The organism is Oleiphilus sp. HI0043 (assembly GCF_001634935.1).
Genome location: NZ_LWEY01000334.1, coordinates 1 through 712, shown reverse-complemented (window position 1 = coordinate 712; position 712 = coordinate 1). Strand labels below are relative to the sequence as shown.

1 protein-coding gene is annotated in these 712 nt (G+C 43.7%); it reads left to right on the top strand.

What is annotated here, in order from left to right; genetic code table 11:
- Nucleotides 1–712 (top strand): efflux RND transporter permease subunit (locus A3729_RS04500; RefSeq protein ID WP_197475561.1); only part of this gene is annotated, 712 nt, incomplete at both ends.

The following is a 712-nucleotide window of genomic DNA, read 5'->3' as shown; positions in this document are numbered from 1 at the left end:
TATTTCACTTGGACTAACGCTTGAGCAGGTTATCAGGCAAGTCAATAGGGCGTATCAGGGTGAAGTGGTGCAAACGATCCAAACGCAAGATGATGAAGTCGATGTCTGGCTAGGCTTGCCTGAAGAAGAACGAGCTTCGATGTGGTACCTGGAGCACCTGCCAATTTTGATAGCAGATGGCAGCTATATAGACTTGTCAATAATTGCTGATATTCACTTCCGACAGGCACCGAATAATATTCGCCGCTATGAGCGCAAGCGAGTGGTGACCGTGAGCGCATACGTCAATACAGAACATAACTCGGTTTACAATATTCAAAAGGACCTTAAAGAACACTACCTCGACACGCTAGTCGCGCAATATCCAGATATGAAGTGGGGAACCGCAGGTAAACAAAAAAGTATTGTGGCGTTTTTAGATATTCTGTTTAACGGTTATCTAATCGCTATCTTCGTAATGTATTTGATGATGGCGGTTTTATTCTCGTCTTACAGTCAGCCCTTATTGGTTTTGTTTGCAATCCCTTTTGGAATTCTAGGCTCACTTTTCGGTCATATGTTATTAAATCTGGAATTAACGCTTTGGTCATTCATAGGTATGGTGGCGGTCAGCGGTATTGTCGTCAATGACAACCTGGTCTTGATGGACTGTATTAATGAGCTGCGCAAGAAGGGCGTGAATATCTTTAGTGCAGTATGCGAAGCTGGCAAG